Annotated in this window: 10 protein-coding genes; 1 reads left to right on the top strand and 9 read right to left on the bottom strand. The window is 73.0% G+C overall.

Translation table 11 applies throughout. From position 1 onward, the window contains the following. The 5 genes from BIV28_RS19145 to truA form a co-directional block, all read right to left on the bottom strand. The coding region (locus BIV28_RS19145; protein WP_076264126.1) for a nitronate monooxygenase at positions 1-993 on the bottom strand (993 nt) is incomplete at its 3' end. Between the two features lie 42 nt (positions 994-1,035). Beyond that, entirely contained in the window at positions 1,036-2,718 is a 1,683-nt protein-coding gene (locus tag BIV28_RS19140) for an ABC-F family ATP-binding cassette domain-containing protein (RefSeq protein ID WP_076264125.1), read from the bottom strand. Positions 2,719-2,800: 82 nt separating this feature from the next. Further along, positions 2,801-3,433 carry a hypothetical protein gene (locus tag BIV28_RS19135; RefSeq protein WP_076264124.1) on the bottom strand — a complete coding sequence of 211 codons (633 nt, stop codon included), beginning with the start codon at positions 3,431-3,433 and terminating at the stop codon, positions 2,801-2,803. Between the two features lie 32 nt (positions 3,434-3,465). Continuing rightward, positions 3,466-4,095: a hypothetical protein gene (locus BIV28_RS19130; protein WP_076264123.1), complete on the bottom strand. Its 630-nt coding sequence runs from the start codon at positions 4,093-4,095 to the stop codon at positions 3,466-3,468. An 81-nt stretch (positions 4,096-4,176) separates the two neighbouring features. After that, positions 4,177-5,079, bottom strand: a complete 903-nt coding sequence (truA, locus tag BIV28_RS19125) for a tRNA pseudouridine(38-40) synthase TruA (protein WP_076264131.1) — start codon at positions 5,077-5,079, stop codon at positions 4,177-4,179. A 151-nt stretch (positions 5,080-5,230) separates the two neighbouring features. On the opposite strand from truA, the gene BIV28_RS19120 reads away from it, so the two are divergent. Continuing rightward, entirely contained in the window at positions 5,231-5,773 is a 543-nt protein-coding gene (locus BIV28_RS19120) for an AMIN-like domain-containing (lipo)protein (protein WP_076264122.1), read from the top strand. Positions 5,774-5,860: 87 nt separating this feature from the next. On the opposite strand, the gene rplQ is transcribed toward BIV28_RS19120, so the two are convergent. The 4 genes from rplQ to rpsK all read right to left on the bottom strand — a co-directional run bounded on the left by rplQ (position 5,861) and on the right by rpsK (position 8,850). Further along, positions 5,861-6,547 (bottom strand): 50S ribosomal protein L17, sunset domain variant, encoded by a 687-nt coding sequence (gene rplQ / locus BIV28_RS19115; protein WP_076264121.1) that lies wholly within the window; start codon positions 6,545-6,547, stop codon positions 5,861-5,863. An 83-nt stretch (positions 6,548-6,630) separates the two neighbouring features. Further along, the gene (locus tag BIV28_RS19110; protein WP_076264120.1) at positions 6,631-7,659 is read right to left on the bottom strand and encodes a DNA-directed RNA polymerase subunit alpha; all 1,029 of its coding nucleotides are present in this window, start codon (positions 7,657-7,659) and stop codon (positions 6,631-6,633) included. 157 nt (positions 7,660-7,816) lie between these two features. Beyond that, complete coding sequence (gene rpsD, locus BIV28_RS19105; RefSeq protein WP_076264119.1) at positions 7,817-8,425, bottom strand: 30S ribosomal protein S4; 609 nt, start codon at positions 8,423-8,425, stop codon at positions 7,817-7,819. A gap of 29 nt (positions 8,426-8,454) precedes the next feature. Beyond that, entirely contained in the window at positions 8,455-8,850 is a 396-nt protein-coding gene (rpsK, locus tag BIV28_RS19100) for a 30S ribosomal protein S11 (RefSeq protein WP_076264118.1), read from the bottom strand. Positions 8,851-8,853 lie beyond the last annotated feature (3 nt).

The following is an 8,853-nucleotide window of genomic DNA, read 5'->3' as shown; positions in this document are numbered from 1 at the left end:
GAGGTGGTCGGGGCGGTCGGCCGCGGCCGAGGCCCGACGCAGCGGCACCGTCACGTGGTGCACCTCGGGGTAGGCCGCCGGCGCGGCGTCGGAGTGCTCGCGCACGAAGTCCGTCTCGAGCGACCGGGCCAGGCGTCCGGAGAAGGCGCGGGTGACGCGGGTGCCCGTGAAGGAGGGGTCGGCGAGCGCCCGGCGATAGGCGAGCCCGGTGCCCGCCTCGGGCGTCAGCAGCAGGGCGGTCCCCACCTGCACGGCTGCCGCGCCGGCGGCGAGGAGCGCCGCGACGCGGTCAGCGTCGGCGATGCCACCGGCCGCGACGACCGGGACGTCGGCGAGGGCCGCCACCTCGGACACGACGTCGAGCAGGTCCGCCTCGTCCGGCACGGCCTGCGGGTCGAGCGTGCCGCGGTGGCCGCCGCCCTCGTGGCCCTGCACGACGAGGCCGTCGACGCCGGCCTCGAGCGCCGCGCGGGCCTCCACGGTGTCGGTGACGGTCGCGACGGCGAGCGAGCCGGAGCGGCGCAGCGCCCCGAGCACCGCGGCGTCGGGCAGGCCGAAGGTGAACGACACGACCGGCACGCGCTCGCGCAGGAGGAGGTCGACCTTGCGGTCCCAGTCGTCGGTGTCGCCCGGCTCCGGCAGGGGCAGCCGGACGCCGAGGCGCTCGGCGTCCGGCAGGAGGCGCTCCCGGTAGGCCGCCACGGCGCCGGCCCGCTCCGCCCCGTCGAGGCCCGGCCGGGTGGGGTGGGCGTTGGCCGACGGCGGCACGAAGAGGTTGACCCCGAAGGGGCGGTCGGTGGCGTCCCAGACGTCGGCGAGCTGGCGGGCCAGCCGGTCGACGCCGAGGTAGCCGCCGGCGAGGAAGCCGAGCCCGCCGGCGTCGCTCACGGCAGCGGCGAGGTCTGGTGTCGAGGGACCGCCCGCCATCGGGGCACCGACGACGGGCACCTCGAGCAGGGCCAGCAGCGTTGACGCGCGCGGTGAGTCGGCCATGCCCCGACGCTACCGCCGCGGCCGGGCCGCGTCACCGCGGCCTCAGCGGGGCCGGACGACCCGCCCCTCGTCCCACACCGGTTCGCCCGACTCGTACACGCGTCCGTCCTGGCCGAAGACGAGGTAGCGGTCGAACCCGCGGGCGAACCAGCGGTCGTGCGTCACCGCGACGACGGTCCCGTCGAACCGGTCGAGCCCCTCCTCGAGGGCCTCGGCGGACTGCAGGTCGAGGTTGTCGGTGGGCTCGTCGAGCAGCAGCAGGGTCGCCCCCGACAGCTCGAGCAGCAGGATCTGGAACCGCGCCTGCTGGCCGCCGGACAGCGACTCGAAGCGCTGCTCGCCGCTGCGGGCCAGGTTGTACCGGTCGAGCGCCCGCGCCGCCTCCTCGCGGGGCTTGCCGGCGCGGTGCTCGTCGCCCCGGTGCAGGATCTCGAGCAGCGTCCGGCCCACGAGCGTCGGGTGCTGGTGGGTCTGGGCGAACCACCCGGGCCGCACCCGCGAGCCGAGCCGCACGGCGCCCTCGTGGGCCACCGGCTCGGGACGGATGTCGCCGACCGGCTGGTGCTCCCGCTCGGGGTCGGTGCCGCCGGAGGCGAGCAGCCGCAGGAAGTGCGACTTGCCCGAGCCGTTGCTGCCGAGGATCGCCACGCGCTCGCCGTACCAGACCTCGAGGTCGAACGGCTTCATCAGGCCGGTCAGCTCCAGTCCCTCGGCGACGACGGCGCGCTTGGCCGTTCGGCCGCCCGTGAGGCGCATCTTCACGTGCTGGGTCATCGGCGTCGCCTCGGGCGGGCCGGCCTCCTCGAACTTGGCCAGACGCGTCTGGGCCGCCTGGTAGCGCGAGGCGAGGCCGTCGTTGTAGGCGGCCTTCGTCTTGTACATGAGCACGAGCGCCTTGAGCTTGGCGTGCTCCTCGTCCCAGCGCCGGCGCAGCTCCTCGAGCCGGGCGTTGCGGTCCTCGCGGGCCTGGGCGTAGGTCGAGAACCGGCCGGGGTGCACCCAGAGCGTCGCGCCCGCGGCGCCCGGCTCGAGCGTCGCGATGCGGGTGGCGACGCGGTCGAGCAGCTCGCGGTCGTGGCTGATGAACAGGACGGTCTTCGGGGAGGCCGTCAGGGCCTCCTCGAGCCAGCGCTTGCCCGGCACGTCGAGGTAGTTGTCCGGCTCGTCGAGCAGCAGCACCTCCTCGGGGCCCCGCAGCAGCGCCTCGAGCACGAGACGCTTCTGCTCGCCGCCCGAGAGCGTGTTGACGGCCCGCCACTGGGCCTTGTCGTAGGGGATGCCGAGCGCCGCGGTGGTGCACTGGTCCCAGAGCGTCTCCTGCTCGTAGCCGCCGGCCTCGCCCCACTCGACGAGCGCGTGCGCGTAGGCCATCTGGTCGTCCTCGGAGTCGCGCTCCATCATGAGCAGCTCGGTGCGGTCGATCTCCAGGGCCGCGACGCGGATGCGCTCGGGCGCCACCGACACGAGCAGGTCGCGCACGGTGGAGTCGTCGCGGACCGACCCGACGAACTGGCGCATGACGCCGAGGCCGCCCGAGCGCGTCACCGCACCGTCGTGGGCGGCGAGGTCGCCGGCGATGATGCGCGTCAGCGTCGTCTTGCCGGTGCCGTTGGGGCCGACGAGCGCCACCTTGGCGCCCTCCCCCACCCGCAGCGAGACGTCGCCGAGCAGCGGCCTGCCGTCGGGCAGGCTGAAGGAGACCGAGTTGACGTCGACGTGACCCACGAGGGTCAAGCCTGACGCATCGCCCCGGGCGCCGTCACGCGGATATCCCCCGGCAGCCGCCCGGAGCGCGACCGGCCGACGCTCAGCCCCAGGACCACGCGTCGAGGACCGCCTCATAGGCCGCGAGCGCCGTGGGGTCGTGCGGGTCGTAGGTGAGGCGGATCGCGAAGGCCTTCTGGGTGTAGACGACGATGTAGTAGACGTGGCGCACGTCCTCGGACTGGTCGACGACGATGCCCTGCGCCTGGTAGCCGGCCACCTGCCGCTCGGGGGCTGCCTTGGGCGCGAAGCCCTTCTGCTCGAAGCCGGACCGCAGCTTGTCGACGACGTCGGGCAGCTGCGAGGAGCCCACGTCGAACGGCCGCTCGACGGCGATGAAGCCGGGCACGTCGGTGTCCTGCGGCTGCACGAGGGTGTCGGGCCTCGGGGTGAGGTCACGCTCGCCGGAGGCCCAGCCGGCCGGGATCGGGTAGCTGTAGTCCATGCCGCGGACGCGGTCGTCAGTGAGCGGGGCCTGCGGCAGGTTCGTCGGCAGCGGTTCGATGAGGTGCCCACCGCTGTCGGTCGTCGGCGCCGTCGACGTGGGCAGGAGCACGGTGCCGGTGTCGGTGGGCTTGGGTGCGGCGGCGGGCGCCGGGTCGGCGGAGCAGCCACCGAGGAGCGCGGACGCGAGGACGAGGGCGAGCGTGGGCAGGGCGGGTCCGAGTTGGTTCACGAGGGATCGTTTCGGTGTCGTCCGGTGTCGGGTCAGGCCCAGGACCAGGACGAGAGGATCTCGTCGAGCTCGGTCGAGGCGTGGTCGGCGTCCTGCTGCGAGGAGGACAGGGTGAGCAGGAAGACGCGGCCGCCGTGCACGAGGCCGTAGGACCGCGCGACGACCTTGATCCCCTGCTGCTCGAAGGCCGAGGTGAAGCCGGTGGCGGTGGTGCCGGCCACCTGCTGGTCCGGGGCCGCCGACACGCTGCGACCGGCCGCCTGCAGCTGCGTGCGGCCCTTGTCCAGCTCGTCGCGCAGCGTCTGCTCGTCGCCCGGGCTGCTGAGCACGACGAGGTTGTTCGCGAAGCCGGCGACCTTCTTCGAGGACAGCAGCACGATGTCGATGTCCTTGATGCCCTGCGCCCGGTCGGTGGCCTCGGCCCAGCCCTCCGGAGGCACGACCGTGAACGTCGAGGAGCGGCCCGGGACGGCGTCACCGGCGCTCGCGCTGCCGGCCGTACCCGACCCGCTCGGGGGCGTCGTGGAGGTCGTGGAGACGGCTGCGGTGGACGCCCCGCCCGACGCTCCGGCCGGCGCGCCGCTGTCCTTGGAACAGCCGGCGAGGACGAGCGCGCACGTCACGGCCAGGGCCGACGCGATGCGGGTGGGGCGGGCGATCATGCGGAAGATCCAACCACAGGGCCCGTGCGAGCGCCCTGTGAGCGCCATCGGGCGGACGCCGGCGCGACGCCGGGCGTCGGGCTAGGCGTCGTGCCCGCCGACCGCGTCTCGACGTGCTCGCGCCTGCTCGACGCGGGCGGCGAGGCCGGCGTCGTCGGGGTAGCGCACCTCCTCGAGGCTCAGGCCGTGCGGCGGCATGACGTGCACCTCGCTCGCCCGCCCACCGCGGGCGACGAGCCCGGCCGGCCACTCGACCGGGCGCCGGCCCTCCCCCACGGGGACGACCGCGCCGACGAGCGATCGGACCATCGAGTGGCAGAACGCGTCGGCCCGGACGGTCGCGGCGAGGACGCCGTCCTCGAGGCGGCGCCACGAGAACTCGAGGAGGGTGCGCACCGTGGTGGCGCCCTCCCGCTGCTTGCAGAACGCGGCGAAGTCCCGCAGCCCGACGAGGCGGGCCGATGCGGCGTCCATCGCCTCGGCGTCGAGCGGCTTGCGCCACGCGACGGTGTCGAGGCGCCGCAGCGGGTCGCGGGCGGCGCCCGGGTCGGCGATCCGGTAGACGTACCGGCGCTCGAGCGCGGCGAAACGGGCGTCGAAGCCGGGCGCCGCGGGCACGGCCCGGCGCACGACGACGTCCGCGGGCAGCACGCCCGCCAGACGCGTCACGAGTGCGGCCCCGGGTGCGCGGTCGGAGCGTCCGGGCAGCGCCGCCCAGCCGTCCGGGTCGACGTCGACGTGCACGACCTGGCCCCGGGCGTGCACCCCGGCGTCGGTGCGCCCGGCGACCGTGAGCCGCAGCGGCTCCGCGGGGCGCAGGATTGTGGTGAGCCCCTCGCCGAGGACGCCCTCGACGGTGCGCCGGTCGGGCTGCAGCGCCCAGCCCGAGAAGTCGGTGCCGTCGTAGGCGAGGTCGAGCCGGATCCGCAGGGCCCGCGTCGTCGCGGGCACGTCCGGCCGGCCCGGCGTCCCGTCGCCCGTCATGTCGCCCGTCATGCGGGACAACCTATCCGGCGGCGCGGCCACGTCCTGTCGCGCGGGCCCAGCCCGACCCGCGTCAACCGACGGGGCGCGTCGGCCGTCTACAGGTGGGGCCGGGCACGGGGCCCGGCTCCGCAGCATTAAGGGGGCTCACATGTTCGCGACACCACGCCGTCGCCTCGCCGTCGCCGCCGCGGCCGCCGTTCTGGCGACCACCGCCGGCGCCGCCATCGCGTCACCCGACGCCTCCGCCGCGCCCTACTGCGGCATCACCTGGGGCTCGCTGGCCAAGGCCACCAGCCCCACCGCGCTGTGGTCCGGACGCGTCACCGGCGTCCGGGCCGGCCAGCACGCCTGCTACGACCGGCTCGTCCTCGACCTCGCGCCCGGCCGCGGCCGCGTCGGCTACAGCGTCCGATACGTCAGCACCGTCACCGGGCCCGGCAGCGGCCTGCCGGTGCCCGTCGCCGGCGGGGCCCGGCTGCAGGTCACCGTCGACGCGCCGTCGACGCTCGGCACGGGCACGCGCACCTTCACCGGCTGGCGCACCTTCCGCCAGCTCAAGGACGTCGGCAGCTTCGAGGGCTACACGGACTTCGGCCTCGGGGTGCGGGCCCGCCTGCCGATGCGCGCGTTCGTGCTCACCGACGCCGACGGCGGGCGGCGCCTCGTCGTCGACGTCGCCCACCACTGGTGACCGGAGGGGCGGCGCGTGCCGTCCCGGAAACGACGGAGCAGCCCGTCCCGGAGGACGAGCTGCTCTGTCGTGGTGGTGCGAGGTGGCTCAGGAGCCGGAACCGGCCTTCGTGAAGCCGGCGGCCTCGGCGTCCTCGGCCGACTTGAACCAGAACTCGGCGATCGTCTGGTCGTACCACTGGCCGTCGGGCTCGTGGTACTTGCCGGAGTCGGCGTTGCCCTTGACGGTGTAGCCCTCGGGAGCCGAGCCGTCCTCGTTCGCCGCGACGGCGCCCTTCGGGACCTCGACGGCCGGCGTCTCGGCGGCCTCGGCCTCCTCGGCCTTGGTGTCGGCAGCGGCCTTCTTCGACTCGCTCTGCTTGGCAGCGCGCTTCGTGGCGGCCTCGGCCTCCTTGACCGTCGCCTTCTTGGCCGACAGCGGCTCGCGGACGAGCTCGATGACGACCATGGGGGCGTTGTCGCCCTTGCGCGGGGCGATCTTCGTGATGCGGGTGTAGCCACCCTCGCGAGCCGCCATGTCGGGGGCGATCTCGGCGAAGAGGCGGTGGACGACACCCTTGTCACGCACGACGGTGAGGACCCGACGACGGGCGTGCAGGTCGCCGCGCTTGGCGAACGTGATGAGACGCTCGGCGAGCGGGCGCAGGCGCTTGGCCTTGGCCTCGGTCGTCGTGATCTTGTCGTGCTCGAAGAGCGATGTCGCGAGGTTGGCCAGGATCAGCCGCTCGTGGGCGGGGCCGCCACCGACGCGGGGACCCTTGGTGGGCGTGGGCATTTCGTATCTCCTAGGAGGACTGCCAGGGCTGCGCTCTCGCGCGCGGTGACCCGGTCAGAGATGGTTGGTCAGGGCGGGGTGGGTCAGAGACGCTCGTCCTCGACGAACGACTGGTCGTCGTCGTCGCCGTAGTCGTCGCCGTAGCCCTCGACGAGGGCCGACGGGTCGAACCCGGGCGGGCTGTCCTTGAGCGCGAGGCCCATGCCGGCGAGCTTGGCCTTGACCTCGTCGATCGACTTCGCACCGAAGTTGCGGATGTCGAGCAGGTCGGCCTCGCTGCGGCCCACGAGCTCACCCACGGTGTGGATGCCCTCGCGCTTGAGGCAGTTGTAGGAACGGACCGTGAGGTCGAGGTCCTCGATCGGCAGCGCGAGGTCGGCGGCCAGGGCGGCGTCGGTCGGCGACGGACCCATGTCGATGCCCTCGGCCTCGACGTTGAGCTCGCGGGCCAGGCCGAAGAGCTCGACCAGCGTCTTGCCGGCCGAGGCCATGGCGTCGCGCGGGGTCATCGAGTTCTTCGTCTCGACGTCGACGATGAGCTTGTCGAAGTCGGTGCGCTGCTCGACACGGGTCGCCTCGACCTTGTAGGTCACGGCGAGCACCGGGCTGTAGATCGAGTCGACCGGGATGCGGCCGATCTCCTGGTCACCGGACTTGTTCTGCTGCGCCGACACGTAGCCACGGCCACGCTCGACCGTCAGCTCCATCTCGAGCTTGCCCTTGTCGTTGAGCGTCGCGATCTGCAGGTCGGGGTTGTGCACCTCGACACCCGCCGGCGGCGTGATGTCGGCGGCGGTGACGACGCCCGGGCCCTGCTTGCGCAGGTACATGACGACCGGCTCGTCGTGCTCCGAGGAGACGACGAGGCCCTTGATGTTGAGGATCATCTCGGTGACGTCCTCCTTGACCCCCGGCACCGTCGTGAACTCGTGGAGCACGCCGTCGATGCGGATGGAGGTCACCGCGGCACCCGGGATGCTCGAGAGCAGGGTGCGACGCAGGGAGTTGCCGAGCGTGTAGCCGAAGCCCGGCTCGAGCGGCTCGATGGTGAAGCGGCTGCGGTTCTCGACCACGACCTCTTCGGAGAGCACGGGACGCTGTGCGATGAGCACTGTTCAGTTCCTTCCCACGGGCGCCCGCCATATGACGCCTCGTGAAACTGCCCGGTCGTGAGCCGGGCGGGTCTGGTCGACTCGGTCTGCGACCCGACCCCGCGGACGCGTCCGGTGCGTGCCGACGGGATGACCCCGCGGCACGCACCGGGATGCGTCAGTTCTTCGAGTAGAGCTCGACGATGAGCTGCTCGGTGAGCTGCGAGTCGATCTGCGCGCGCACCGGGAGCTGGTGGATCAGGACCTGCAGCGAGCCGTCGACGACCTGCATCCAGGCCGGGACGGGACGCTCGCCGAACGTCTGGCGAGCCAGCTCGAACGGGAAGCTCTCGACGGACTGCTTGCGGACCGTGATGATGTCGTACTGCTCGACGCGGTAGCTCGGGACGTCGACGCGCACGCCGTTGACCTCGAAGTGACCGTGGGTCACGAGCTGACGCGCGTGGCGACGCGTGCGGGCCAGGCCCGCGCGGTACACCACGTTGTCGAGACGGGACTCGAGGATCTGGAGCAGGTTCTCACCGGTCTTGCCGGGGCGGCGGGCCGCCTCCTTGTAGTACCGGACGAACTGCTTCTCCATGACGCCGTAGGTGAAGCGAGCGCGCTGCTTCTCCTGCAGCTGGGTGAGGTACTCCTTCTCCTGGATCCGGCGACGGCCGTGCTGGCCGGGCGGGAACGGGCGGAGCTCGAAGTTCTTGTCGCCGCCGACGAGGTCCATCTTGAGACGACGCGACTTCTTGGTGATCGGGCCGGTGTAACGAGCCATGGTTCTCTACTTCCTTCGCTCAGGCCGGATCAAACGCGACGGCGCTTGGGCGGACGGACACCGTTGTGCGGCGTGGGCGTGACGTCGCTGATCGCGCCGACCTCGAGGCCGGTGGCGGTCAGCGAGCGGATCGCCGTCTCGCGGCCCGAGCCCGGGCCCTTGACGAAGACGTCGACCTTGCGCATGCCGTGCTCCATCGCGCGCCGGGCCGCAGCCTCGGCCGCCATCTGGGCAGCGAACGGGGTGGACTTGCGCGAGCCCTTGAAGCCGACCTGGCCGGCGGAGGCCCACGAGATCACGGCGCCGGTGGGGTCCGTGATCGAGATGATGGTGTTGTTGAACGTGCTCTTGATGTGAGCGTGCCCGTGGGCGACGTTCTTCTTTTCCTTACGACGAACCTTCGTCGTACGAGCCTTGGGAGGCATGTT

The organism is Intrasporangium flavum (assembly GCF_001956915.1).
Lineage (GTDB): Bacteria > Actinomycetota > Actinomycetes > Actinomycetales > Dermatophilaceae > Monashia > Monashia flava.
This window is presented reverse-complemented; position numbering and strand designations above follow the sequence as displayed.